We start from the raw sequence: 23,442 nt of genomic DNA on the forward strand, positions 1-23,442 counted from the left end.
CGGCTCATGTGTCTGGCGGTTCCGGGGCGCGTGCTCGCCGTCACCGAGGTCGACGGGGTGCCGACGGCCGAGGTCGACTTCGGCGGCGTCCGCAAGAGCGTCTGCCTGCAGTACGTGCCGGACGCCGCGGTGGGCGAGTACGTGGTGGTGCACGTCGGTTTCGCGATCCAGAGGCTCGACGAGCAGTCGGCCCAGCGCACGCTGGCCGAGTTCGAGCGGATGGGCTATCTCGAGGAGGAGTTCGGCGCGCGATGAAATATCTGGACGAGTTCAGCAACCCCGAACTGGCGCTGCGCCTGGTCGAGCAGATCCACGCGGTGACCACCCGGCCCTGGGCGATGATGGAGGTCTGCGGCGGGCAGACCCACTCGATCATCCGGCACGGCATCGACCAGCTGCTGCCGGACGGGGTCGAGATGATCCACGGGCCGGGTTGCCCGGTCTGCGTGACCCCGCTCGAGACCATCGACAAGGCGCTGGCGATCGCGTCCCGGCCCGACGTCATCTTCTGCTCGTTCGGCGACATGCTGCGGGTGCCGGGCAGCGGACGTGACCTGTTCTCGGTGAAGAGCGCGGGCGCCGACGTACGGGTCGTGTATTCGCCGCTGGACGCGCTGAACCTGGCCCGCGAGAACCCGGACCGGCCGGTGGTGTTCTTCGGGATCGGGTTCGAGACCACGGCCCCGGCCAACGCGATGACCGTGTATCAGGCGCGACGGCTCGGCGTGCGCAACTTCTCGCTGCTCGTGTCGCACGTGCTGGTGCCGCCCGCGATCGCCGCCATCATGGAGTCGCCGCGCTGCCGGGTGCAGGCGTTCCTGGCCGCCGGGCACGTGTGCAGCGTGATGGGCACCGGTGAATATCCCGCGCTGGCCTCCAAATACGGGGTGCCGATCGTGGTGACCGGGTTCGAGCCGCTGGACATCCTCGAAGGGATCCGGCAGACGGTCGTGCAGCTCGAGGCGGGACGGCACGAGCTGCAGAACGCCTATCCGCGGGCCGTCCGCGACGAGGGGAACCCGGCCGCCAAGGCGATGCTGCGGGACGTCTTCGAGGTGACCGACCGGGCGTGGCGGGGCATCGGGATGATCCCGGACAGCGGGTGGCGGTTGTCGTCGCGCTATCGGGAGTTCGACGCCGAGGAACGCTTCCAGGTCGGCGACGTACGGACCTCGGAATCGCCGCTGTGCCGGTCGGGTGAGGTGTTGCAGGGGTTGCTGAAACCGCACGAGTGCGCGGCGTTCGGCAAGGAGTGCACGCCGCGCAACCCGCTCGGGGCGACGATGGTGTCCTCGGAAGGGGCGTGCGCGGCCTACTACGCGTACCGCCGGCTCGACGTGGTGCACATCTGATGCTCGACTTCGAGAACTGGACCTGCCCGCTGCCGCTGCGCGACACGCCGACCGTGGTGATGGGCCACGGCGGTGGTGGGGCGATGTCGGGCGAGCTCGTGGAACACCTGTTCCTCCCCGCGTACGGGAAATCGGCCGAACTCACCGACAGCGCGGTCATGCCTTTCCCGGGCGGGCGGCTGGCGTTCTCGACCGACTCGTACGTGGTGAAGCCGATGTTCTTCCCCGGCGGTTCGATCGGGGATCTGGCCGTCAACGGGACCGTCAACGACCTGGCCATGTCGGGGGCGCGGCCGCTCTATCTGTCGGTGGCCTTCATCCTGCAGGAGGGGACGCCGCTGGCCGAGGTGGGGCGGATCGCGACGGCGATCGGGGCGGCGGCTTCGGCGGCGGGCGTTCAGGTGGTCACCGGGGACACCAAAGTGGTCGACAGCGGCAGCGGGGACGGGGTGTTCGTCAACACGGCCGGAGTAGGGGTGGTGCCCGCCGGGGTGGACATCCGGCCCGCCCGGGCCGCCGCCGGGGACGCCATTCTGATCAGCGGGGACATCGGGGTGCACGGTGTGGCCGTCATGAGTGTGCGGTCGGGGCTGGAGTTCTCCACGGCCGTCACCTCGGATACGGCCCCGTTGCACGGGCTCGTCTCGGACATTCTGGAAACGAACACGGACGTGCACGTTCTGCGCGATCCGACGCGCGGTGGGGTGTCCGCATCGCTCAACGAGATTGCGCGTGCCGCTCAGGTCGGCGTGTCCCTGATCGAACGTGATCTGCCGGTCCCGGCCGGGGTGTCCGATGCGTGCAGTCTGCTCGGGCTGGATCCGTTGCAGGTGGCCAACGAGGGCAAGCTGCTCGCTTTTGTGCCCGCCGCGGACGCGCCGACGGTGCTGGAGGCGATGCGCGCTCATCCGTACGGTCGTGGCGCGCGGCAGATCGGAACGTGCGTGAACGAGCATCCGGGCATGGTCGTGGCGCGCACAGCCCTGGGCGGAACGCGCGTGGTGACCATGCCGATCGGTGAACAGCTCCCCCGGATCTGCTGATGTCGGAAGCCGGGGCGTTGCTCTTCGCCCGCTACGCATACCCGCCCAACCTGCTGGGCTACTGCGGCCCGCCGGACGCGCACTCGTTGCTGTCCTCGCCGGCCGACGAGATCGCCCGCCGGGCCCGCGGTTTCGAGGGAGCATGGCCCTACCTGGAGTTCCTGGCCGCCCGCACCGGCCTGCACGACCCGCTGGACGAGCGCGTGGTCGAGGCCTACTGGGTGGGCAACGAGCTCGTGGGCAAGCCCTCCCCGGCCGACCTGCACGACTTCCTGCGCGACCGGTTCGCCGGGCAGGTCGGCGGGACGTGGGTGTCGGCGGGCGACCGGGCCGTGGTGCACCACAGTTTCCACGTGTTCGAGGTGTACCCGTGGGCGGCGTTGCTGCGCCGCACCGGCAACCCGGCGGCGGTGACCGTGCTGGACCGCTGCCGCATCCGCACGGGCACGGTGACCTCGGTCGCCGGGGAGACCGCGACGGTGGTGTGCCGGCCGCTGATCTGGGACGGCAGCGCGTTGCGGGCCGGCCCGCCCCTCTCCGAACAGGTCACGTGGTCGGCCAACGGCCAGTCCCTGCTGCCGGTCCCATCCGCCGGCGACCGGGTCGCCCTGCATTGGCACTGGATCTGCGACATCCTCACCGACGACCAGGTCGAGGAGTTGCAGTCCCGCGAGAGCCGCCAGTTGAGCCGCGTGTGAAACCGGCCACCGGCTCAGTCCAGGCGGTACTCCCAGCCCTCCGGCTGCCACTCGAAGGTCCCGGCGACCAGGTCGTGCACAGGACGGCCGGTCGTGACGTGTTCGAGGGCGCGCCAGGTGGCGAGGTGACCGATGAGCATGACCCGCGCGCCGGCCCAGCGGGTGGACAGGTCGGCCAGGCAGCGGGCGTTCCGGGCGACCGACTGGCGGTGGCTCTCGCCGCCCGGGTAGGGCACGTCGACGAAGTCGAGACGGTCGGCCGCCACCTCGGGCGAGGGCGACCCGTTGCGGGCGCCGAAATCCGTCTCGCGCAGCCTCCAGTCGTACAGGACCGGAATGTCGCGGCCGCCGAACGCGATCTCGGCTGTCTCCACCGACCGCCGCAGGTCCGACACGAAGACCGCCGCGATTCCGTCGGCCCGGCGCCGCTGTCCCATGGCGGCGGCGTTGGCCCGGCCCTGCTCGCTGAGCCGCCCTGGAAGCCACCCCGTGGCGAAACCGCGCTCGTTGTCCTCGGTGAGAGCGTGCGTCTCGTACACAACCTCGATCGACATGCGCCTCAGTCTTCCCGAAGGCCGTGCCTCCGGCTCCACAGGTCGGCGCCGTGGCTTGAGGCCTCCGGCGCGGCCTCGTGCAGGCGGAACGAACGGTCACGGTCAGCGCGCAGGAACCGGGCGGGGAGGGCGTCCTCGTAACAGCCCTGCGCCAGCTCGTGCAGGTGGGTGACGAACACGACGGTGACACCGGCATCGGTCATCGCGTCGACGATGCGGCGGGCGATGCCGGAGCCCTCGCGCTCGTTGGTGGACTGGAACGATTCGTTGCACAGCAGGAGCCCGTACGGGGAAATGCCGTCAGCCACCTGCGATATGCGCCGCAGCTCCTCGTCGAACTTGCCGCTGGTGCGGGAGTCGTCCTCGTCCCGGGTGAAATGCGTGAACACCCCGCTGCGGGCGGACGTGGTGAACGCGGTCGCCCCGACGAACGTCCCGGCGTCCGCCATCAGCTGGGCCAGGCCGAGGCTGCGCAGGAAGGTGGACTTCCCGCCTCGGTTGGCGCCGGTCACCATGATCAGTGACTTGCCGTCGGCGTCGAGGTCGTTCGCCACAACCGGTTCGTCGAGGCGGAGTTGCAGGCCCGGGTCGTAGAGTCCCCGGGCGTGGAGCACGCGTGATTCCGCGTCCCGCACGTCCGGCAGACCGACCGGTGCGCCGCGCTCCTGCAGGGCCTGACGCAGGTTGAGCGAGCCGAGGTGGAACGCGGTCTCGGTGCGCAGCGCGGTGAAGAAGGCGAGCACGTGCTGAGCGGATCGGTGAACGGCGTCGGCCAGCCCGGCCAGCGACATGTCCTGCAGGGAGCTCAACGCCCGGTGGGCGGCCTCGTCCCCGTACGGAATCTTGTAGGTCGCGCTGGGCCCACTGGCCCGGCCGGCCCGGCGGAAGAGGCTCCGCGCCGACCGGTGGGGACGACGCATCACCAGGGCCTCGCTCTGGTGGCCGGCGCCGAGGCGGGCCGAGACGAGCAGGGTTCCGCCGGGGCCCAGCCCGCCCAGCCACGCCGCAGCCGAGCTCACGTACTCCTCGCCGAACTGCGTCTCGACCATCGTGAAGAACTGCTGGAAGCCGGCCGACGAGACGCGCGTCCGGTACCGCTCGGCCAGGGCCCGCAGCTCGCGCAGGAGCTGCAGGAAGGCGGTCAGGGTCCCGATCGACTGGTTCAGCAGCGTTTCCGGCGTCGCGAAGAAGACCGCCCGGGACGCGTTCTCATGAACCTCGACCGCCCGGCCGGCCAGGTCGTACAGCTCGCGGGCCAGGCCGGGCTCCCGCACGCAGTCGGTCAGAACCTGCTGCCGGTAGGCGATGTGCTCCGCTGACGGCGGCATCGCGAGCAGCACGACCCGCGCGGTCTCGGCGATGACCGGGTCACCGCCGGCCATGGCCTCGATCACGGCCGCGAGCCCGAGGTCGGCCGCCACCGACTCGGCCTGGGGACGCGGTTCCGGCCCGGTGTCGCCGTCCAGGAGTCCCGGCCTCACGCGTGAGCCTCGATGCGGGCGCGCAGCTGGTCGTGGGTCAGCCCGTACCGGGCGGCGAGGGCGAGCGATCGAGCATCACCGTCGGCCGGGCCGCGGGTGACCGTGAAAGTCTCGATGCCGGTGACCAGCGAGACGATCCGCGGGTCGAGCGTGGACAGCTCGTCGATGAACGTGACGCAGACGCCGACCGCGTCCGCGGCCAGAACCTCCCGCAGGACGTCGACGCTCATCGTGCGCGCGTCGACGAACGTGGTGGAGCTGAACATCTCGTTGAGGATGACCACCGAGCGGGGCGTTGCCCGCGCCAGCAGGCCGGTCATCCGGGTGACCTCCTCCTCGAGCCGGCTCTGCTGCTCACCGGCGCGGTCGCCACGGTCGAAGTGGGTCAGGATCGCGTCGGGCGGGTGCAGCGCCGCCGCGCGACCCGGAACCGGCAGACCCAGTGCGGCCAGGTGGTACAGCTGACCGGCCGTACGGGCAAAGGTTGTCTTGCCGCCCTGATTCGGCCCGGTGACCACGAGCATCCGCTCCTCGCCGCGCAGCGCGACGCTGTTGGTGACCGGCGACTGCCCGGCCGCGACGAGAGTGCGGGCCAGCAGCACGTCGAAGGTGTCCACGACGTCGAACCGGGCCGCCTCCGACATCGCCGGGACGCAGAAGGGCAGACCGGCCTGCCGTACGGGGGCGATGAAGTCGAGCCAGCTCAGGGCGAACCGGAATTCGCGTTCGACGACGTCGACCATCGGGGCCCGGAACGTGGAGTGCTCGTCCAGGAAGCGAGCGACCCGGTCGAAGACCTCGGGGAAGAGCTGCACGACCAGGTCGAGGACGGCCCCCTGCAGCTGGTTCATCTCGGCCCCGGGCCGCAGGTCGAAGTCGTGCGGCGGGACCTCGCCGGCATGGAACCGTTCGAACATCGCGAGCGTGCCGGCCACCAGATCCTCCTGGCCGTCGAAAGGGCTGACGGTGATCGCGTCGCCGCTGATCGACAGCGTGTAGCGCAGCTCGCCGAGCTCGGCCAGCAGGGCCCGCGCGCCCTTGGCCATGGCGTCGAAACTCGCGCTCGCCCGGTAGTGGCGCAGCCACGTCTGCCACTCCGGCAACCCGGCTGCTTCCATCGACTCCACGACCCGCACGTACGCGGCGACGGCGTTCAGCCGCCACCGTTGCGCCATCGCCGGGTGCCGCACCTGCTTCGCGGCCTGGAACAGCTGTTCGCTGCGGGCCAGGCCGTCGCAGAACGCCCGCACCGCCGAGCGCAGCGTTTCGTCTTCAAGCGCGGCAAACACAGCTTGCCGCCGCTCGACGGCGGCGACATCCTCGAGGCGCGCGTGGAAGGCCGGCTTCAGGTTGTACGCGTCCCGCTCCCCCACCACGGCCCCGACCAGCTGATCGAGCTGGAGATCCGGGAAGTAACCAGGTTCCGGCCCCGTCGCCGGCAGAGCCAGCAGACCGTCGTCCCCAACATGATCCACTACCCCACCGTACGCGGGGCTCTTTATTGACCGGGGGCGGCTTTGCCACCATCAGCCCATGACTGACATCTGCGTCCGCGACTACCGGGAAGCCGACCGGCCCGCGGTCATGGCACTCGCACCGCGCCTCACCGCCGGTGTCGCCCCGTGGCGGGATCCGGCGGCGGTGCGGCTGGCCGTTCTGGGCTGGGTCGAGGCCGCGATCGATCACACACTCCTGGTGGCCGTCCGCGGCGACTTGGTCGTGGGGCTGGTGAGCGTGGCCGAACGGCGGCACTTCGCGGGCGAGCTGGACGCCTATGTGGGCGAGCTCGTGGTGGACGCCGGCCACGAGGGCCAGGGCGTGGGCTCACTGCTGATGCGCGCGGCCGAGGACTGGGGCCGCCGGCGGGGGCTGGGCCGGTTGGTGCTCGAGACGGGCGCCGCGAACCGGCGGGCCCGCGCCTTCTACGACCGGCTCGGCTACGTCGAGGAGGACGTGCGCCTGAGCAAACCGCTCGTATGACGCGGTTACGACGGGCGGAAGAGCCAGCGGTCGAGCGCGGGACGTTATCCGGCCTCCCAGACGTCGACCGGCGGCAGGCCACGCTCGGCCCGGGCGTCGTCCATCATCCGCTGGATCAGGGCCGTCTTTCCGCGCGTGTACGCATCGGGATCGTCGCCCGCCGCGGCCAGCTCGCGCTTCAGGGCGGCGTACGCCTCCCGGTCCCCGGCGTTGGCGCGCAGGTGATCGCGCAGGATCCGCTGGTTCCGCGTGTCCCACGTGTCGGCCGTGACGATGTGCAGGTGGTAGCCGGGACGGCGGTAGAGCAGGCGCCGCGGCATGCCCGTGTCGATGTAGCCGTAGCCGCGGGCGCGCAGGGCCGGCTCCCGATCCCGTACGGCGTCGAGGTCGGGCGCCGCCGCCATCAGGTCGATGATCGGTTTGGCGGGCAGGCCGGGCACCGCGGTGCTCCCCACGTGCTCGGCGACCGTGATCGTGTCGCCCAGCACCTCGAACGCCTCCGTCAGCGCCCGCTCCGCGAGCGCGGGCCACCCGGGGTCGTACTCACGGATCTCGATCGTCACCCCTTGGACGATAGCGAAGGAAACGTCACCACCATGGCCACCCCGGGCTCGCGCTCCTCGGCGAACGCCCGCCCGCCGTGGGCCGCCGCCAGCTGCCGCACGATCCACAGGCCGAGCCCGATCCCCTCGGAACCACCGGCCGCGAACTGGCCGAACATCCGCTCGCGCAGCCCGGCCGGGATGCCCGGCCCGTGGTCGCGCACCTCGAGACGGTCGTGGCCGTTCTCCCGCACCACGCGCACGACCACCGGCGGCGCCCCGTACCGCATCGCGTTGGTGAGCAGGTTGACCAGGATCTGCTCGAAGCGCTGCTTGTCCACGTACAGGGTCTGCTCGTCGGCGACGTCGACCGTCACGTCACCGTCCGAGGCGCGGATGTGCGACAGCGCCTCCTTGACCAGCGCGCTCGCCGGGTGTTCACGCCGGTCGAGCTGGAGATGCCCCTCGCTGTCGATCCGCTGCACGTCGAGCAGCCCTTCGGCGAGCCGGGTGATGCGCGTGGTCTGCCGCAGGGCGGCGTCGAGCATGCGCACGACCGGCGGGGGCGCCTCGGTCCTCAGTTCCTCGAGCACCATCCGTACGGTGCTGAGCGGTGTGCGCACATCATGGGCGAGCGTGCTCATCATGGCGCCGCGCCACTGCTCGATGCGTGCCAGCCGCTCGCGGTCCTCCCGCAGGTGACGCGCCTGCGCCTCGATGAGCAGGGCGACCGCGACCGCGATCGGCATCAGGATGAACGCGCTGCCCAGAATGAGCGGCGGCTGATCGGTGAGGATGAGCGGCACCAGGTACGCGAGGGTGGCCGGCACGGCGTAGGCGAGCAGGATCCAGCGTGGGAAGTGCAGCGCTGCCCACGCGTAGAGCAGCACCAGGAAAGGGCCGGTGCCGCTCGCCGACCCGCCGAACGACCAGGTCGAAAGTCCGAGCACCAGGAACGACGGCAGCCCGAGCCAGGCCGGCGTGTTCGGCTCGGCCCGGGCCCACTGGGGCAGCAGCGCCACCGCCCCGAGCACGAAGTCGCAGACGGCGACCATCAGCAGGCGGCTCGCGTGGGCCGGGTCGTTCCCGATCCCCAGCAGCGCCAGCAGTCCCGCCAGGATCAGAAGCACCCCGGCCTGCCGGGCCGCCGCACGCGGCCCGGTCCCCAGCAGGCGAAAAGGTCCGTTCTGTGCGATTTGCCCATCATAGTGGGCGGTCCCCCGCCCCTACGCCGTACGACGGCAAGCCGGGCGAAAGATCCTCCACAGCGGTTTCCCAGCAACCTTTGAGGTTCGCCGGGCGGCGGGAGCGCTTACCGTCTACATCGAAGTTCATCGATTAGTAACCATGCGGCAAGTCCCTGTTCAGGAGGTTCCGGCCATGCAGCGGCTCGCGCTCTTCGCTCTCGATCTGGCGGCGGTGTGCCTGCTGGTGTTCGGCCTCTATTTTCCCCGGCACCGGCGGCGCGACCTGGTCGTCGCCTACCTGGGCGTGAACGTGGGCGTGCTCGCCGTCGCCGGGTCGCTGAGCAGCGGCACGGTCGGGGCCGGGCTCGGGCTGGGCCTGTTCGGCGTGCTGTCGATCATCCGGCTCCGGTCGACCGAACTCGACCAGCACGAGGTCGCCTACTACTTCTCGGCGCTCGCGCTGGGCATCCTCGGGCCGCTCAGCAGCGGGCCGCTCTGGCTGTGCCCGGCGTTGATGGCGCTCATCCTGGTCGTGATGTACCTGGGCGACCATCCCCGCCTGCTGCGGTCGTACCGGCGGCAGACGCTCGTGCTCGACTCCGCCATCACCGATCAGGCCCAGCTCGTGGCGCAGCTGGAACAGATTTTGGGCGCCCGGGTCCACGTGGCCCACGTCGAACGGGTCGACCTGGTCAACGAGACGACGGTGGTGGAGGCGCGTTACTCGTACGACCGCGCCGCCCTGCGGGACCGGGAACTGGTCGGATGATCGGGCATCTGGACGCCATCACGCTCGCCGAACTGATGGCCACGGCCGAGCTGCAGACCCGCGTCGACCGCAAGTACGTGCTCCCGCTGACCGCGCTGGACGGGCTGATCACCCGCCTGGACCCGCGCAGCCGCGTGCTCGAGATCGACGGGCGGCGCACGTTCCGCTACCGCTCGGTCTACTTCGACACGGCCGATCTGATCAGCTTCCGGCAGACCGTGCACCGGCGGCGGCGCCGATTCAAGGTCAGAACCCGCACGTACGTCGATTCGGCGCTCTGCTGGCTCGAGGTGAAGACGGAGGGACAGCGCGGCGGCACGGTCAAGGACCGCCTCCCGTACGCCGAGAGCGACCACCGGACCGTCGAACCCGGCCGCCCGTTCCTGGACAACGTGCTCGGTGACCGCTCCGCGCCGGATCTCGCGCCGACCCTCGTCACCAGCTATCGGCGCACCACCGTCCACCAGCCCGCGGGCAACTCGCGGGTCACCATCGACATCGACCTGAGCTGGACCGACGCGGAGGGCCGCACCCTGCACCTGCCGCACCTGGCCGTGGTCGAGACCAAGACCAGCGCGGCCGCGTCCCCGGCGGACCGTCTGCTGTGGGCCGGCGGGTACCGCCCCACGGCCCTCTCGAAGTACGCCACCGGGCTCGCAGCGCTGCGGCCCGACCTGCCCTCCGCACCGTGGCGCCGCACCCTGCGCCGCCACTTCACCGTGTGACGAGGACCCGACAGACAGGACTTCCACCATGTCCCGCAGAAGAGTCGCCCCCGCTCTGCTCACCACGGCCGCGATCGCCGCCTGGGCCGTCGGAGCGTCGCCCGCCTACGCGGCCGGTCCCGCCGCCGCCGCGGCGCTCGCGGCCAACCAGGCCGACCACGACAGCGCGGCCGACCACACCTGGAACGAGTCGGACGTCGCGGCCGTGACCCTCACCGGCAGCGGCGCGACGACGACCAGCCCGAACGTATCGGTCAGCGGCAGCACGGTCACCGTGAACGCGGCCGGGACCTACCGGCTGAGCGGTTCGCTCACCAACGGCCAGATCGTGGTCAACAGCCCCGGCACCGGGATCGTCCGGCTGATCCTCAACGGTGTCACCGTCACCAGCACCACCTCGGCCGCGGTCAACGTGGTCGCCGCCGACGAGGTGCTGGTGCATCTGCAGGCCGGCACCACCAACCGGCTCACCGACGCCGCCACCTACCAGTACCCGAGCGGGGCCGACGAGCCCGACGCCGCGCTGTTCTCGGCGGCCGACCTGACCGTCGACGGCACCGGGTCGCTCGTCGTGACCGGCAACGCGTACGACGGCATCGCGAGCAAGGACGGCCTGGTGATCACGGCCGGCTCGATCACGGTGACCGCCAAGGACGACGCCGTCCGCGGCCGGGACTACGTGGTCGTGGACGGCGGCACGGTCACGGCCACCGCCGGCGGGGACGGCCTGAAGGCGACCAACGACGAGGACGCGACCCGCGGCTACGTCTCGGTCACCGGCGGGACGGTCAGCTCCACGGCCACCGGGGACGCGGTGTCGGCCGAGACCGACGTCATCGTCTCCGGCGGCACGATCACCGCGAAATCCGGGGGTGGCAGCACCGTCACGCCCGGGACGGCCTCGGCCAAGGGGCTCAAGGCCGGGGTGCTCGCCGTCATCAGCGACGGCCGGGTGACGGTGGACGCCTCGGACGACGGGGTGCACTCCAACGGCGCGGTGACCATCGACGGCGGCACCACGACGGTCGCCACCGGGGACGACGGCGTGCACGGCGAGACGACCGTGACGCTCGCCGCGGGAACCGTGAACGTGACGAAGTCGTACGAGGGAATCGAGGGTCTGAAGGTCCTGCTGACCGGGGCCGCCGTGAACGCGACGGCCACCGACGACGCGGTCAACGCCGCCGACCCGACCATGGGCGAGATGCAGAACTCCCCGAACGCCCTCATCTCGGTCACCGGGGGCACGGTGGTGGCGAGCGGTGGCACGGACGCCCTCGACTCGAACGGCGCGCTCAGCATCGGCGGCGGCACGGTCGTAGTGAGCGGCTCGGCCACCCGCGGCGGCGGCGAGGGCGGCCTGGACTCGAACGGCGCGCTCACCATCACCGGCGGCACGGTGCTGTCGACCGGCATCAGCGCCAGCACGAGCACGCTGCCGTCGTCGGGCCAGGGCTGGGTGTCGGTGACGTTCAGCGCCAACCAGGCCGCGGGCACGGTCGTGCACCTGGCGACCACGTCGGGCACGCAGATCGCCGCGTTCCAGCCGTCGAAGGCCTTCCGCGGCGTCGTGTTCTCGTCGAGCCAGATCACGCGGGGCACCACGTACGCGATCCGCACCGGCGGCACGGTCTCGGGCACCGCTGTCGGGGGCGGCCTCTACACCGGCGGCACCCTCTCGGGCACCCAGGTCACCACCGTGACGGCCGGCACCCAGACCGGCGGCGGCCGCCCCTGACCGGGACGACCGGTCACCGGCGCCGCAGCTCGAAGAGGTCGGCGTCGTAGGTAGGGGTCCAGCGGACCGGCAGGCCGACCGCCATCAGGTGGGCTCCGGAGTAGTCGCCGTAGCGGGCGGCCGGGTCGAGGCTGTGCAACGGCAGGCGGATGTCGCGGCCGGGGACGCCGTCGCGGCCGTCGAGGCCGCCGGCGTTCCAGGCCGCCACGACCACGCGGTCGTCCAGCGTGTACTGGATCGCGCACCGGGAGGACGTGGGTGAGCCGATCCGGGTGACCGTTCCGCGCATGATGACGTCGCGGACCCGCTTGTAACGAGCGATCCAGTCGGTTGCGGTTGCGCGTTCGTGCTCGTTCCAGCGGGTGATGTCGGCGCCGATGCCGAGCACGCCCGCGCAAGCGAGCACGAAACGGAAGTTGAGCGAACGCTCACGGGAATCGAACATGCCCTGCGCGTCGGTCACCCACGAGCTCATCAGGTGGGGTGCGTACGCGCTGAGGAAACCCCACTGGATGCGCAGACGGTCGAGCGGCGCCGTGTTGTCGCTCGGCCACAGCACGTCCGTGCGCGCGGCCATGGCCAGGTCGACGCGCGCGCCGCCGGCCGCGCAGCCCTCGACCGTGACCGACGGGTGCGCGTTCCGCAGGTGGTCGAGCACCCGATAGAGGTTGCGGATGTGCGCGCCGTCCAGGTCGGCGGCGGGGGCGGACTCGGTGCGGGGGCGGTTGAAATCCCATTTCAGGTACGCGATGGGATAGGAACTCAGCAGTCCGTCGAGGGTGTCGCGGACGAACTCGAACACGTCCTCGCGGCCGAGGTTCAGCAGGTACTGGTTGCGGATCGTGGACATCGGCCGCCCGCCGGCCCGATAGACCCAGTCGGGATGGGCCGCGTAGAGCGCCGACTTCGGGTTCACCATCTCCGGCTCGACCCACAGGCCGAATTCCAGACCCCGGTCCCGTACGGCGGAGACGAACGCCCCGAAGCCACCGGGGAACTTGGCCGGATCGGGGGTCCAGTCGCCGAGCCCGCCGTGGTCGTCGTGGCGGCCCACGAACCATCCGTCGTCGACCACGAACGTCTCGACGCCCAGGGCGGCCGCGGCCGTGGCGAGGGCCAGCTGCCCGTCCGCGGTCACGTCGAACGTGGTCGCCTCCCACGAGTTGTAGATGACCTTGCGCGGTGTCAGGTCGCGGGACCGGCCACGCTCGTACGCGTGCCATTGGCGGGCCAGGCCGTCGAGCCCGTCAGCGCTGTAGACGCCGGACGCGACCGGTGTCGTGACGCTTTCGCCCGGCGCGAGCGTGATCGGCGCCCCGTCCAGGGCCCGGCCGGCCCGCACCCGGGTGAGCCCGGCGGTGTCCACGTCCACGGTGATCTGCCACGACCCGCTCCAGGCGAGGCCTATCCCGTACGCGGCCCGGCCGTGGGAAATCGCGACGACCGGCGAGAACTGGTGCCCGGTGACGCCCTGCCCGCTCCCGATCTCGAACCGCCCCCGCGGGAGCCGCACCGACGACGGGGTGAACTCCTGCGACCACTGCCCAGACAGGTAGGAGATGTCGTGGCCGAAGACGGTGAAGGCGGCCGACCCGAGCCGCGTGATCGTCACCGGCGCCGGCCCTCCGTTGCGCACGGACACCCAGCGCTCGATGACGTCGGTGCCGGGCGCGAACCGCCAGAACAGGTCGACGACGAGGCCGGTCACGTCGTCCGCGAGCGAGGCGCGGAGCCCGTCCGCGTGGTCGACCGAGACCAGCCGCCAGGTGAGCGACTCCCCCGCCACGGCCAGATCGGCGCCCAGGAACGGGCGCAGGCCGGTCGGGGCGTACTCGACCGCCGCCACATCCCCTTCGAGCATGTATTGGACGCGACCGTGGAAGGCGTACGGGGAAGGCCCGTCCGAGACGCCGATCGGTCCCCAGGCGATCAGGCCGAGGTCGTCGCCGACGGTGTATTCGGTGGTGGCGCCCGTGATCGTCCACATGGTCAGCGCGGCTCCCGGAATGCGGCGTTCAATCGCGTCTGCAAGGCCACGTCGGCCCACATCGGGTGGTGCGGGGCGGCGTTGGAGCAGACGATCGTTCCCCAGGCGCCGATCTCGCGGGACCGGCGTACGGCGTGTTCGCAGATCTCGGCCCCGACCGGCCCTTCCTCGAACGAGGCGTGCAGCGGCGTGTAACCGACCCAGCCCTCACCGAAGACGAGCGGGATCCCGCGCCCGTACGCGAAATCGGCCGCCACATCGAGCCACGCGTCGAGGGTTTCGCGCATCGCCCGCCGGTGTTCGCCGTAGCGGTCGTAGAGCCACCGGTCCCACTTGCCGGGGTCGCACCAGTCGTGGGTGTAGATCTCGCGGTGCGGCACGACCGTCGCCGCCGTCTTCCACGAGTCGGGCGGCCGCCAGTCCTCCAGCTTGGGCGCGTCGTCGCGCAGCAGTTCGGCGAACGCGCGCTCCTGCGGGTAGGGCCGGGTGGTGTCGCGCAGCGCGAACTCGTCCACCAGCTGGCGCAGCACCCCGTAGACGTACGGATGGAAGACCGCGACCTCCATGTTGCGCGGAAGTGTTCGCATGGACGCGATCGGAACGTGCGCGTAGTTGACCGTTGCGAGCACGTCCGGCTGGCGTTGTTTGAAACGCGCGATGCCGGCCTCGAGCTGATCGCGATCGTTCGGGACGCCGCTGAACTGCACCTCGTTGTGCAGTTCCACAAACGCGACGACGTCGTCCAGACCTTCGGCGCGCACACAATCGATCAGGTCGGCGTGCGCTTCGGCCAGAGCGAGCGCCCGCTGCTCGGGCGGAACAGCCTGCAGGGCCCGGAACCACGCGTCGTCCACGCCGAACGACGGTGACTGCTGGATTTCCCAGCTCGACACGATGATGCGGCACCCGTGCGCCCGCGCGGCCCGGAACAGGTCGAGCAGGCGCGCGCGGCCGTCGACCGGCGGGGACGGCGGCACGTCGTACCACCGGGTCCGCTGCCCGAACTCGCCACCGAGCCCGTCGAAACGCAACGCCGACGTGTCGAGGCCCGAGCGGAAAAGCAGAAACGGCATCGCGCAGATCCGTACGGTGTCGTACCCGCGGTCGACCGCCTCCCGGAACGCCGCATCCAGGTCGTGGAACAACGCGGGCCGGGTGTACCAGGTGAAGTCCCACAGCGTGATGGTCATCGGCGTGGTCATTTGGTCGATCCCATCAGCAGGCCGGACACGAAGTGACGCTGGAAGGCGAAGAAGACGATCGCGGTCGGCACGGCGGCGATGACCGACGCCGCCGCGACCACGTTCCAGTTGCTCACATAGCCGCCCTGCAGGTTGAGCAGCGCGGCCGTCACCGGCAGCTTGGCCTCGGTGCGCAGCACGGTGATGGCCCAGATCAGGTCGTTGAAGATCCAGGTGGTGGCCAGGGCGCCCAGCGCGGCGAGCGAGGGCCGGCACAGGGGCATGATGATGCGCGCGTAGATCTGCACCGGGCCGGCGCCGTCGATGCGCGCGGCCTCGGTCAGCTCACCCGGGATCGAGCGCATGAAACCGTGCAGCACGAACGTGTAGAAGCCGAGCCCGAAACCGACATGAATGGCCACCAGCGCGACCAGGGTGTCGTAGATGCCGAGCGACTCCATCACGCGCGAGACCGGGATGAGCAGGATCTGCGGCGGCAGCAGGTTGCCGGCGAGCATCGTGAGCAGGATCGCGCGGCGGCCGGGGATGCGGAAACGGCTCAGCGCGTACGCCGCCCACGAGGCCAGCAGCAGGCTGAGCAGCACGGCCGGCACGGTCACCTGGATGCTCGTCCACAACGCCCGGCCCATCGTGCCGCGGCCCAGTGCCTCCTGGAAGCCTTCGAGGCTGAAGGAATCCGGCCAGGCGGCCGTGCCGCGGGCGGCGATGTCGTCGAACGAGCGGAACGCCAGCACGAGCACGAACACCATGGGCGCCACCCAGAGCAGGGTGAGCGGCACCATGACGGCGTGGAAGCCCCAGCCCCGCTTACGGCGGTTGAGCGGTGCCGGTTCGCCGGCCCGCGCGGAGTCGACCGGGGTGAGGGTCGCCGAGGTCATCAGGCCGCCTCCTCCTTCGTGGCCCGCACCAGATAGGTGATGATGAAGATCAGGGCGAGCGCGAAGATGACCACGGCGATCGCCGAGGCGTAGCCGAGGTTCAGGAACGTGAAGCCCTGCTGGAACATGTAGGTGCTGAGCAGTTCGGACGAGTGGTACGGCCCGCCCTGCGTCATCGCCCACACGATGTCGAAGGTGCGCAGCGAGTCGATGACGGTCACGGCGAAGACGACGGTGTTCACGCCGCGCAGCTGGGGCCAGGTGACGAACCGGAACCGTTGCCAGGCCGAGGCGCCGTCCACCGCCGAGGCGTCGTCGAGGGTCGGGTCGGTGCTCTTCAGACCGGCCAGATAGAGCACCATCACATAGCCGACCTGGCGCCACACGGCCGCGATCAGAACGGCGTACAGGGCCGTATCGGGGTTGGCCAGCCACTGCTTCTCGAGGCTCTCCAGACCGATCGCGCCGAGGAAGGTGTTGATCGTGCCGTCCGGCTGATACTGCACCCGCCAGAACAGGCCGGTGACGGCCAGGGAGAACACCATCGGCAGATAGATCGCGCTGCGGTAGAGGCCGACTCCCCGGCGGGGACGGTTGAGCGCCACCGCCAGGGCCAGGCCGCCGAGCACGGACAGCCCGCCGAAGCCGACCGCCCAGATCACGTTGTTCTCGAACGCGCCGCGGAAGACGTCGTCCGACGCGAGGTTGCGGAAGTTGTCCAGCCCGATCGGCTTGGCCGCGCCCAGCCCGTTCCACTCGGTGAACGACAGGTAGAAGCTGTTGAGCGCCGGCCAGAACACCATCGCGAGCTCGACCAGGGCCGGGACGGCGAGGAAGGCCCAGACCACCGCCGGCACCCGCGTCCGGCGGCGCGGCCGGTCCGGAGCCGCGACGGCGGTCACGAGCCGAGGACCTTCTTCGCGGACGCCTGCCACTCGGTGAGGATCTTGCCGACGTCACCGGGGGCGTCGAGGAACTTGGTCAGCGCGGTGTCGGCGGTGGTCTGCAACTCGTCGCTGGAGTCCCGGTTGAAGAACTGGGTGATCGCCTTGCTCTCGTTGAGCAGCGTGATGCCCTTCTGCACCAGCGGCGAGAACTTGCTGGTGTCCACGGTCGGCGAGGTCGGCAGGTTGGACGACTTGGCCAGCTCGATGAACTGCTGCTGGGCCGGGGCCGAGGCGAGATAGGCCAGCAGATCCTTGGCGCCGGCCACGTTGCGCGACTTGGCGCTGGCGAAGTAGCCGTCGGTCGGGGCCTCCTCGGCCACCGGCACGCTCGGGTCGATGATCGGCACCCGGAAGAAGTCGAGGTCGTCCACCGAGTCCTGCGGCACCGCCGAGGTGATGAACGCGCCGATCAGGTACATGCCGGCCTTCTTCGAGGCGAGCGGGGTCACCGCGTCCTGCCACGAGTAGGAGCGGCCCTTGGGGTCGATGTATTCGACGAGCTGGCGGTAGTGCTCCATGACGGCCTTGACCTCGGGCCCGTCGAAGGAGTGTTTGCCGGCCAGCAGGTCGCGGTGGAACTCGGCGCCGTTGACGCGCAGGTTCAGATAGTCGAACCATCCCGAGGCGACCCACGGGGTGGAGCCGGTGCCCATGCTGAGCGGGGGCACGCCCTTGCCCTTGATGGTCTTGCAGACGGCGATGAACTCGTCCCATGTGGCCGGGACCTCGACGCCCCACTCCTGGAACGCGGACTTCCGATAGAACACGCCCCACCAGTAGTAGTTGGTCGGGATGAAGATCTGCTTGCCGTCCGCGGTGGACAGCTCCTTGAGCGCGGGCGAGAAGTTCGCGCACGGGCCGTCGCCGGCCCACAGGTCGCTCACGTCGAGCAGGAAGCCCTTGCTCGCGTAGTCACGGGCGACCGAACCCGCGTACCAGGTCAGCACGTCCGGCGGGTTGCCCGAGTTGAGATACGTCGGCAGCTGCGCGCGGAACGTCTCGATGGCGATCGTGTTGAGCGTCGTCTTGTTCTTCGTATATCCCTCGACCACCTTCGTCAGCGCGGCCTTGGGGTCGGGGTCGGAGAGCGAGGACTGCAGGGTCAGCGTCGAGGAGGCGGCCGTGCCGGAGCTGTCGTCACTGCCGGTAGCGCACGCACCGAGGAGCGCGGCCGCGCCGACACCGCCGAGACCGGCCAGGAACCCGCGGCGACTGAGAGGAGCAGAGATCATGCTGAGCCTCCTGGGGTGTGTTTCCAGAAGGTTGCATCACTGTGGATGGCCTGTCAACATATCTTCGTAATTAATGAAGAGTCGCCGTCGGAGGTGCGTGCATGACAGGTCGCTTCGCTGGTCGAACCGCCGTGGTGACCGGTGCTGCCTCCGGCATCGGCGCCGCCTGCGCGGTCCGGCTGGCCTCCGAGGGCGCCGCCGTGGTGCTCGCCGACATCCGCCCGGCGGGCGACGTGGCCGACCGGATCACCGCCGCCGGGGGCCGCTGCCGCGCGATGAAGGCGGACGTGTCGAGCGAGTACGACTGGGCCCGGGTGGCCGCTACCGCGCGTGACGAGTTCGGCCCGGTCGGCGTGTTCGTGAGCAATGCGTACACGGTCGACGTCGCCCCAGCCGGTCAGACCACGCTCGCCTCGTGGGAGCGGCAGATGGCGGTCAACCTGACGGGCACGTTCCTCGGCTTCCGGGCTCTGCTGACCGACCTTTCCGCGTACGAGGGAAGCGTGGTCGTTGTCTCGTCGGTGCACGCCCTCGTCGGGCTGCCCGGCCGCCCCGCCTACGCCGCCGCCAAGGGTGGACTGGTCGCGCTGGCCCGGCAGCTCGCGGTCGAGTACGGTCCGGCCCTGCGGGTGAACGCCGTGCTGCCCGGGCCGATCCTGACCGCCGCCTGGGACTGGGTGTCCGAAGAGGACCGTGCCGCCAGCGTGGCCGAGACGGTCGCCGGACGCTTCGGCACACCCGGCGAGGTCGCCGCCGCCGTCGCCTTCCTGGCCTCCGCCGAGGCCGCCTTCATCACCGGCACCAGCCTGGTGGTCGACGGCGGCTGGACCGCGACCAAGTCCTCCTCATAGAAAAGAGACAGCCCGGATGCAGCAGTACAACGCGCGTGGCGTGCACGGACAGACGGTGGAAGTGCTCGCTCAGCGCATTCTCGACGGCCGGATGCCCGAGGGGTCGACCCTCGACCTGACCGCGCTGCAGTCCGAGTTCGACGTGAGCCTGACCGTGCTGCGCGAGGCGTTGCGCGTTCTGGCCGCCAAGGGCATGGTCGACGCGCGTCCCAAACGCGGCACGTTCGTGCGTCCCCGCGCGAACTGGAGCCTGCTCGATGCCGACGTCCTGCGGTGGCAGTTCGCGCGGTCACCGCACCGGCCAGGGCTCTTCGACGACCTGCACGAACTGCGCGCGATCGTCGAGCCGGGCGCCGCCAGCCTGGCCGCGGCCCGCGCGACCGACACCGACATCGAGGCCCTCGACGCCGCCCTGGCCGACATGGCCGCCGCCGGCGACGACCCGTCGGCCGCGGTCGCGGCCGACCTGGCGTTCCACCGCGCCCTGCTGGCGGCCACACACAACGAGCTCATCCAGCGCATGGAGGTGGTGATCGAGACCGGCCTGGCCGAACGCGACCGGATGGTGCACGGCACGGCCGGCGCCGACGACCCGGTGCCCAGCCACAAAGCCGTGGTGGACGCGATCCGGCGCCACAACCCGGCCCAGGCCGCGCGGGCCATGGGCAAGCTGCTCGACCAGGCCATCGAGGACGTGGCCCGGCTGGAAAGGACGCAGCATGAAGATCGACAGGATTGAGACCTTCCTCGTTCCCCCACGCTGGTTGTTCTGCCGGGTCGCCACCGACGACGGGATCGTCGGCTGGGGCGAGCCGGTGGTCGAGGGCCGCGCCGAGGTGGTCCGGGCCGCAATCGACGTCCTCGCCGAATACCTGGTCGGCGAGGACCCGCTCCGCATCGAGCACCACTGGCAGATCCTCACCAAGGGCGGGTTCTATCGGGGCGGGCCGGTGCTCTCCAGCGCCGTGGCCGGGCTCGATCAGGCGCTCTGGGACATCGCCGGCCAGGCGTACGGCGCTCCGGTGCACGCTCTGCTCGGCGGCCCGCTGCGCGATCGTGCGCGGGTCTACGCCTGGGTCGGCGGTGACGAGCCGTCCGAGGTCGCCGACGCCGTGGCCGCGCACGTGTCGGCCGGGATGACCGCGGTCAAGATGAACGCGAGCGGACGTCTTTCGCTCATCCCGACCGTGCGCGAAGTGGACGACATCGTGCAAAGGGTGGCGGCCGCGCGCGACGCCCTCGGCGACGACCGGGACGTGGCGATCGATCTGCACGGGCGCGCGAGCCTGCCCGCCGCGCGCATGATCCTGCCGGCGGTGGCGCCGTTGCGGCCGTTGCTGGTCGAAGAACCGCTCGTCCCCGAACAGACACACCTGCTGGGCGATCTCGTGCGCTGCTCGCCGGTTCCGGTCGCGACCGGTGAGCGTCTGTACGACCGCGCGGGCTTCCTGCCGGCCGTGCAGGCGGGCGTTTCCGTGGTGCAGCCCGACCTCTCGCACGCCGGGGGCATTTCCGAGGTACGCCGGATCGCCGCGCTGGCCGAGACGTACGGTGCTCTGCTCGCACCGCACTGCCCCCTCGGGCCGATCGCGCTGGCGGCCAGTCTGCAGGTCGCTTTGGCCACGCCCAACTTCCTGATCCAGGAGCAGAGCATGGGTATCCACTACCACTCGGAGTCGGCCGACCTGCTCTCGTACGTGGCCGATCCGGCACCCCTGCGGATCGTCGACGGGCATATCGCGCGCTGGGACCGGCCGGGCCTGGGGATCCAGATCGACGAAGCGGCCGTACGGCGGGCCGACGCCTCGGGGCATGCGTGGCGCAACCCGGTGTGGCGCCACGAAGACGGCTCGTTCGCCGAATGGTGACCGTGACCGCGGATCCGTCGCTGGGTGGCCGCTGGACGTCGTTGCAGTCGGCTCTTGTTCCGCGCGCAGTTTCCGACCCGCGCTGCAGCCCTCACCCGCACGCCGCTGTCGACCCGCGCCACGACTCTCACCGGTACGCCGCTTCCCATCCGCGCCACGACTCTCACCTGCACGCCGCTTCCCATCCGCGCCACGACTCTCACCTGCACGCCGCTATCGACGCGCGCGACAGCTTCATGCCGGCCGCGGCTTCGAGGCCGGGACGCCGCGAATGGCTCTGGCATCGGGCGGCTCCGGGGCGCGCGGCTGTGAGACTCGGTGATGCGTTTGTCGACGCGGGCGGGCTCGAGGAGTGCATCCCGACGATCCGGGGTGTGCCCGACCACGGTGATGCCTGGTCGCGGCCGTGGACTGTCCTGTCGCCGGATGTCGCGATGGTGGCGGGTCGGGACTTCACACTGCGACGCGAATTCGGTTCGGTAGGAGACGCGCTGGTTGCGGCCTATCGTCTCGAAGCGACGCCCGGATGGCGGTTTCTCTGGGCGGCGCACGCGCTGCTCGACCTGTCGGCCGACGCGTGGCTGCGTGCGCCGGCCGGAACCGAAACGCGCATCGATGGCGGCGCGGTCGACAAGTGGCCGTGCGGGTTGGAACGGCTCGGGCCGGATGACGGAACGGCCGTCGGCGCGATCCTGGTCGACTGTCCGATCGTGCATGTCGACGACGGCGAAACGCTCATGTTCGCGCTCGACGCGCCGGGACAGCCGGTTTCGACCGCGTTATGGCGCAACCTGCGCGGATGGCCCGAGGGCAACCCGTATCGCAGCGTCGGCGTCGAACCCATGCTCGGCCGCGTCTTCGACCTCGCGGAGGCGGGACCGGACGACGCCGCGGTGGTGCCGGCCGGTGGAGTCTACGAGTGGACGCTGTCGGTGGTGGCGGGATGACGGCCGACGTGGCCTGTCTGGGCGAGACGATGGTGCTGGTCACGCCGGCCGGTCCGCTCGCGCGCGGCGGGGCCGCCGAGATCGACGTCGCGGGCGCGGAGTCGACCGTGGCCTGCTGTCTCGCGCAGCTCGGCGTGCGTTCGGCCTGGGTCAGCCGGGTCGGCGACGATCCCCAGGGTGAGCTGGTGCGTTCGCGCGTCGGCGGTTTCGGGGTCGACGTGTCGGGGGTGGAGGTCGACCCGGCCGCTCCGACCGGCGTGTTCTTCAAGGATCCCGGTCCGGACACTCGGGTCTACTACTACCGGGACGGGTCGGCGGCCTCGCGGCTCGGGCCGGAAACGGTCGTGCCGGATGCGCGTTTCGTTCATCTGAGCGGGATCACGCCGGCGCTGTCCGTTTCGTGCGCGGCGCTCGTCGAACGGTTGCTGGCGACACGAACGTGCAGCTTCGACGTCAACTACCGGGCTCGGCTCTGGTCGCCCGACGTGGCCGCGCCGGTGTTGCGCGCGCTGGCCGCACGGGCGGCGATCGTGTTCGTGGGCCTGGACGAAGCGCGGACGCTGTGGGACGTGAGCGGTCCGGACGACGTGCGAGCACTCCTGCCCGAACCCGAGCTGCTGGTGGTCAAGGACGGCGACGTCGGCGTGACCTCGTACGGACCGCACGGTTTGGCCTTCGCGCCCGCACCGGAGGTGGACGTGGTGGAACCGGTCGGGGCCGGGGACGCGTACGCGGCCGGTTATCTCGCCGGGATGCTGCGCGGGTGGGACGAACATGAGCGTTTGAAGCTGGGTCATCGGGTCGCCGGAGCCACGCTGCGCGTGACCGGCGACGTGGCCGTTCTGGAGGGGGACCTGTGACATTCGACGACATCTTCGACGGCCGCCGGGTGATGGCGATCCTGCGCGGGCTGCCACCGGACGAGACGGTCCAGGTGGCCGGCGCACTCTGGGACGCGGGCGTGACCGTGCTCGAAGTGCCCATCGCCACGCCCGAGGCGGTCGCCTCGTTGCGCGCGGCCGTCGGTGCCGCCACTGAGCGCGGACTGCGCGTCGGTGCGGGCACGGTCATCACGGCCGAGCAGGTTCGCGCGGCCGCCGACGCGAACGCGCAATACACCGTCGCGCCCGGGCTCGACCTGAGCGTGCTCGCCGCCAGCCAGGCCGCGGGCATGCCGCATCTGCCGGGCGTCGGTTCGGCCACCGAGGTGCAGCGGGCGTGGCTGGCCGGTTGCCGTTGGCTCAAGGCCTTCCCCGCCGCCGCCCTGGGTCCGGCCTGGATCTCCGGGCTGCTCGGACCGTTCCCCGACGTGCGTTTCGTCGCCACCGGCGGCCTGTCCGTCGCCTCCGCCCCCGGCTTGCTCGACGCAGGCGCGCGGGTGGTCGCGCTCGGCGCCGCGATGGCCGACCCCGAGCAACGCGACCAGATCGGCCGGCTCCTCACCCCCTGACCCCACCCAAT

Annotated in this window: 24 protein-coding genes; 14 read left to right on the top strand and 10 right to left on the bottom strand. The window is 70.9% G+C overall.

What is annotated here, in order from left to right:
* Positions 1 to 6 precede the first annotated feature (6 nt).
* The 4 genes from JIG36_RS00145 to JIG36_RS00160 are packed head-to-tail and all read left to right on the top strand — an operon-like array spanning position 7 to position 3,093.
* On the top strand, positions 7 to 255 hold the full coding sequence (locus JIG36_RS00145) for a HypC/HybG/HupF family hydrogenase formation chaperone (RefSeq protein WP_203373894.1): 249 nt from the start codon (positions 7 to 9) through the stop codon (positions 253 to 255).
* Positions 252 to 1,352: a hydrogenase formation protein HypD gene (hypD, locus tag JIG36_RS00150; protein ID WP_203373895.1), complete on the top strand. Its 1,101-nt coding sequence runs from the start codon at positions 252 to 254 to the stop codon at positions 1,350 to 1,352. Before JIG36_RS00145 ends, hypD begins: the two co-directional genes overlap by 4 nt.
* The gene (gene hypE, locus JIG36_RS00155; RefSeq protein WP_203373896.1) at positions 1,352 to 2,395 is read left to right on the top strand and encodes a hydrogenase expression/formation protein HypE; all 1,044 of its coding nucleotides are present in this window, start codon (positions 1,352 to 1,354) and stop codon (positions 2,393 to 2,395) included. Before hypD ends, hypE begins: the two co-directional genes overlap by 1 nt.
* Positions 2,395 to 3,093, top strand: coding sequence for a DUF6390 family protein (locus tag JIG36_RS00160; protein ID WP_203373897.1), 699 nt, complete (start codon positions 2,395 to 2,397; stop codon positions 3,091 to 3,093). The genes hypE and JIG36_RS00160 overlap by 1 nt, the downstream gene beginning before the upstream one ends.
* A gap of 14 nt (positions 3,094 to 3,107) precedes the next feature.
* Here the strand turns inward: JIG36_RS00160 and JIG36_RS00165 are convergent, their stop codons facing one another.
* The 3 genes from JIG36_RS00165 to JIG36_RS53820 are packed head-to-tail and all read right to left on the bottom strand — an operon-like array spanning position 3,108 to position 6,603.
* Entirely contained in the window at positions 3,108 to 3,647 is a 540-nt protein-coding gene (locus tag JIG36_RS00165; protein ID WP_203373898.1) for a histidine phosphatase family protein, read from the bottom strand.
* Positions 3,648 to 3,652: 5 nt separating this feature from the next.
* Complete coding sequence (locus tag JIG36_RS53815) at positions 3,653 to 5,128, bottom strand: MutS-related protein (RefSeq protein ID WP_203373899.1); 1,476 nt, start codon at positions 5,126 to 5,128, stop codon at positions 3,653 to 3,655.
* Positions 5,125 to 6,603: a MutS-related protein gene (locus JIG36_RS53820; RefSeq protein WP_203373900.1), complete on the bottom strand. Its 1,479-nt coding sequence runs from the start codon at positions 6,601 to 6,603 to the stop codon at positions 5,125 to 5,127. Before JIG36_RS53820 ends, JIG36_RS53815 begins: the two co-directional genes overlap by 4 nt.
* 58 nt (positions 6,604 to 6,661) lie before the next feature.
* Between JIG36_RS53820 and JIG36_RS00180 the strand changes: the two genes are divergently transcribed.
* The gene (locus JIG36_RS00180) at positions 6,662 to 7,108 is read left to right on the top strand and encodes a GNAT family N-acetyltransferase (protein WP_203373901.1); all 447 of its coding nucleotides are present in this window, start codon (positions 6,662 to 6,664) and stop codon (positions 7,106 to 7,108) included.
* Between the two features lie 44 nt (positions 7,109 to 7,152).
* Here the strand turns inward: JIG36_RS00180 and JIG36_RS00185 are convergent, their stop codons facing one another.
* Together JIG36_RS00185 and JIG36_RS00190 are read right to left on the bottom strand one after the other, a co-directional pair.
* Positions 7,153 to 7,671 (bottom strand): GrpB family protein, encoded by a 519-nt coding sequence (locus JIG36_RS00185; protein WP_203373902.1) that lies wholly within the window; start codon positions 7,669 to 7,671, stop codon positions 7,153 to 7,155.
* A complete protein-coding gene (locus JIG36_RS00190) occupies positions 7,668 to 8,780 on the bottom strand; it encodes a sensor histidine kinase (protein ID WP_307872497.1) in 1,113 nt (370 codons plus the stop codon). The genes JIG36_RS00185 and JIG36_RS00190 overlap by 4 nt, the downstream gene beginning before the upstream one ends.
* Before the next feature lie 217 nt (positions 8,781 to 8,997).
* Between JIG36_RS00190 and JIG36_RS00195 the strand changes: the two genes are divergently transcribed.
* Genes JIG36_RS00195 through JIG36_RS00205 form a run of 3 tightly spaced genes read left to right on the top strand, consistent with a single transcriptional unit; the run spans position 8,998 to position 12,069 of the window.
* The gene (locus tag JIG36_RS00195) at positions 8,998 to 9,606 is read left to right on the top strand and encodes a DUF4956 domain-containing protein (RefSeq protein WP_236045460.1); all 609 of its coding nucleotides are present in this window, start codon (positions 8,998 to 9,000) and stop codon (positions 9,604 to 9,606) included.
* Positions 9,603 to 10,331, top strand: coding sequence for a polyphosphate polymerase domain-containing protein (locus tag JIG36_RS00200; protein WP_203373904.1), 729 nt, complete (start codon positions 9,603 to 9,605; stop codon positions 10,329 to 10,331). The genes JIG36_RS00195 and JIG36_RS00200 overlap by 4 nt, the downstream gene beginning before the upstream one ends.
* A gap of 28 nt (positions 10,332 to 10,359) precedes the next feature.
* Positions 10,360 to 12,069, top strand: a complete 1,710-nt coding sequence (locus JIG36_RS00205) for a carbohydrate-binding domain-containing protein (RefSeq protein WP_203373905.1) — start codon at positions 10,360 to 10,362, stop codon at positions 12,067 to 12,069.
* Positions 12,070 to 12,082: 13 nt separating this feature from the next.
* Here JIG36_RS00205 and JIG36_RS00210 read toward each other — a convergent pair whose 3' ends face one another.
* The 5 genes from JIG36_RS00210 to JIG36_RS00230 are packed head-to-tail and all read right to left on the bottom strand — an operon-like array spanning position 12,083 to position 18,315.
* On the bottom strand, positions 12,083 to 14,056 hold the full coding sequence (locus JIG36_RS00210) for an alpha-galactosidase (RefSeq protein ID WP_203373906.1): 1,974 nt from the start codon (positions 14,054 to 14,056) through the stop codon (positions 12,083 to 12,085).
* Positions 14,057 to 14,058: 2 nt separating this feature from the next.
* Positions 14,059 to 15,258: a cellulase-like family protein gene (locus JIG36_RS00215; RefSeq protein WP_203373907.1), complete on the bottom strand. Its 1,200-nt coding sequence runs from the start codon at positions 15,256 to 15,258 to the stop codon at positions 14,059 to 14,061.
* Positions 15,255 to 16,136, bottom strand: a complete 882-nt coding sequence (locus JIG36_RS00220; RefSeq protein ID WP_203373908.1) for a carbohydrate ABC transporter permease — start codon at positions 16,134 to 16,136, stop codon at positions 15,255 to 15,257. The genes JIG36_RS00215 and JIG36_RS00220 overlap by 4 nt, the downstream gene beginning before the upstream one ends.
* Entirely contained in the window at positions 16,136 to 17,038 is a 903-nt protein-coding gene (locus JIG36_RS00225) for a carbohydrate ABC transporter permease (protein ID WP_203373909.1), read from the bottom strand. Before JIG36_RS00225 ends, JIG36_RS00220 begins: the two co-directional genes overlap by 1 nt.
* Complete coding sequence (locus JIG36_RS00230; RefSeq protein ID WP_203373910.1) at positions 17,035 to 18,315, bottom strand: ABC transporter substrate-binding protein; 1,281 nt, start codon at positions 18,313 to 18,315, stop codon at positions 17,035 to 17,037. The genes JIG36_RS00225 and JIG36_RS00230 overlap by 4 nt, the downstream gene beginning before the upstream one ends.
* A 101-nt stretch (positions 18,316 to 18,416) precedes the next feature.
* Between JIG36_RS00230 and JIG36_RS00235 the strand changes: the two genes are divergently transcribed.
* Genes JIG36_RS00235 through JIG36_RS00260 form a run of 6 tightly spaced genes read left to right on the top strand, consistent with a single transcriptional unit; the run spans position 18,417 to position 23,431 of the window.
* Positions 18,417 to 19,166, top strand: a complete 750-nt coding sequence (locus JIG36_RS00235) for an SDR family NAD(P)-dependent oxidoreductase (RefSeq protein ID WP_203373911.1) — start codon at positions 18,417 to 18,419, stop codon at positions 19,164 to 19,166.
* 16 nt (positions 19,167 to 19,182) lie between these two features.
* Positions 19,183 to 19,905: a FadR/GntR family transcriptional regulator gene (locus tag JIG36_RS00240; RefSeq protein ID WP_203373912.1), complete on the top strand. Its 723-nt coding sequence runs from the start codon at positions 19,183 to 19,185 to the stop codon at positions 19,903 to 19,905.
* Complete coding sequence (gene dgoD, locus JIG36_RS00245; RefSeq protein ID WP_203373913.1) at positions 19,886 to 21,034, top strand: galactonate dehydratase; 1,149 nt, start codon at positions 19,886 to 19,888, stop codon at positions 21,032 to 21,034. Before JIG36_RS00240 ends, dgoD begins: the two co-directional genes overlap by 20 nt.
* Entirely contained in the window at positions 21,028 to 21,981 is a 954-nt protein-coding gene (locus tag JIG36_RS00250; protein WP_236045461.1) for a hypothetical protein, read from the top strand. The genes dgoD and JIG36_RS00250 overlap by 7 nt, the downstream gene beginning before the upstream one ends.
* The gene (locus tag JIG36_RS00255) at positions 21,978 to 22,841 is read left to right on the top strand and encodes a sugar kinase (RefSeq protein WP_203374948.1); all 864 of its coding nucleotides are present in this window, start codon (positions 21,978 to 21,980) and stop codon (positions 22,839 to 22,841) included. Before JIG36_RS00250 ends, JIG36_RS00255 begins: the two co-directional genes overlap by 4 nt.
* Positions 22,838 to 23,431, top strand: a complete 594-nt coding sequence (locus JIG36_RS00260) for a bifunctional 4-hydroxy-2-oxoglutarate aldolase/2-dehydro-3-deoxy-phosphogluconate aldolase (RefSeq protein ID WP_203373915.1) — start codon at positions 22,838 to 22,840, stop codon at positions 23,429 to 23,431. Before JIG36_RS00255 ends, JIG36_RS00260 begins: the two co-directional genes overlap by 4 nt.
* Positions 23,432 to 23,442: the final 11 nt, after the last annotated feature.

The organism is Paractinoplanes ovalisporus, from assembly GCF_016834655.1.
Taxonomy (GTDB): Bacteria; Actinomycetota; Actinomycetes; order Mycobacteriales; family Micromonosporaceae; genus Actinoplanes; species Actinoplanes ovalisporus.

What these genes read in the sequence shown, in the direction of transcription:
- JIG36_RS00215 (WP_203373907.1), bottom strand. Translation starts at nt 15,258, where the DNA reads ATGACCACGCCGATGACCATCACGCTGTGGGACTTCACCTGGTACACC.
- JIG36_RS00220 (WP_203373908.1), bottom strand. Translation starts at nt 16,136, where the DNA reads ATGACCTCGGCGACCCTCACCCCGGTCGACTCCGCGCGGGCCGGCGAA.
- JIG36_RS00235 (WP_203373911.1), top strand. Translation starts at nt 18,417, where the DNA reads ATGACAGGTCGCTTCGCTGGTCGAACCGCCGTGGTGACCGGTGCTGCC.
- JIG36_RS00195 (WP_236045460.1), top strand. Translation starts at nt 8,998, where the DNA reads ATGCGGCAAGTCCCTGTTCAGGAGGTTCCGGCCATGCAGCGGCTCGCG.
- JIG36_RS00230 (WP_203373910.1), bottom strand. Translation starts at nt 18,315, where the DNA reads ATGATCTCTGCTCCTCTCAGTCGCCGCGGGTTCCTGGCCGGTCTCGGC.
- JIG36_RS00180 (WP_203373901.1), top strand. Translation starts at nt 6,662, where the DNA reads ATGACTGACATCTGCGTCCGCGACTACCGGGAAGCCGACCGGCCCGCG.
- JIG36_RS00250 (WP_236045461.1), top strand. Translation starts at nt 21,028, where the DNA reads ATGGTGACCGTGACCGCGGATCCGTCGCTGGGTGGCCGCTGGACGTCG.
- JIG36_RS00255 (WP_203374948.1), top strand. Translation starts at nt 21,978, where the DNA reads ATGACGGCCGACGTGGCCTGTCTGGGCGAGACGATGGTGCTGGTCACG.
- JIG36_RS00240 (WP_203373912.1), top strand. Translation starts at nt 19,183, where the DNA reads ATGCAGCAGTACAACGCGCGTGGCGTGCACGGACAGACGGTGGAAGTG.
- JIG36_RS00210 (WP_203373906.1), bottom strand. Translation starts at nt 14,056, where the DNA reads ATGTGGACGATCACGGGCGCCACCACCGAATACACCGTCGGCGACGAC.
- hypD (WP_203373895.1), top strand. Translation starts at nt 252, where the DNA reads ATGAAATATCTGGACGAGTTCAGCAACCCCGAACTGGCGCTGCGCCTG.
- JIG36_RS00200 (WP_203373904.1), top strand. Translation starts at nt 9,603, where the DNA reads ATGATCGGGCATCTGGACGCCATCACGCTCGCCGAACTGATGGCCACG.
- JIG36_RS00160 (WP_203373897.1), top strand. Translation starts at nt 2,395, where the DNA reads ATGTCGGAAGCCGGGGCGTTGCTCTTCGCCCGCTACGCATACCCGCCC.
- JIG36_RS00145 (WP_203373894.1), top strand. Translation starts at nt 7, where the DNA reads ATGTGTCTGGCGGTTCCGGGGCGCGTGCTCGCCGTCACCGAGGTCGAC.
- JIG36_RS00165 (WP_203373898.1), bottom strand. Translation starts at nt 3,647, where the DNA reads ATGTCGATCGAGGTTGTGTACGAGACGCACGCTCTCACCGAGGACAAC.
- JIG36_RS00205 (WP_203373905.1), top strand. Translation starts at nt 10,360, where the DNA reads ATGTCCCGCAGAAGAGTCGCCCCCGCTCTGCTCACCACGGCCGCGATC.
- hypE (WP_203373896.1), top strand. Translation starts at nt 1,352, where the DNA reads ATGCTCGACTTCGAGAACTGGACCTGCCCGCTGCCGCTGCGCGACACG.
- dgoD (WP_203373913.1), top strand. Translation starts at nt 19,886, where the DNA reads ATGAAGATCGACAGGATTGAGACCTTCCTCGTTCCCCCACGCTGGTTG.